Here is a 262-nt window from a genome sequence, read left to right on the forward strand (position 1 = left end):
CTTAATAATAATGTTTCTTTGGTCCTTTCCAGCACGCCCATTGCCTAAACGACTAAGAAACTGGTCAATGCGAAATGACGTTTGCTTAATCCACTCTTCTCGTTTACTTTGCTGTATATTAGCCATTGCGACATCTTCTAATGGCTTTCCTACATCATTTGTAGGTCCGTGATATCTAATTTCATAAGAAGGAGTGACTTTCATTTCTTCACGCATCATTCCAAACTGTCTATATAAACGTACGCTTTCCAGAACACCTTCT

General features: G+C 38.5%; 1 pseudogene. It reads right to left on the reverse strand.

Annotated elements, in window-relative coordinates:
- Positions 1 to 262, reverse strand: a pseudogene (locus tag KVT11_RS20125) (ArpU family phage packaging/lysis transcriptional regulator); the annotation flags it as partial.

It is taken from the genome of Bacillus sp. GbtcB10 (assembly GCF_019091365.1).
Lineage (GTDB): Bacteria > Bacillota > Bacilli > Bacillales > Bacillaceae > Bacillus > Bacillus altitudinis.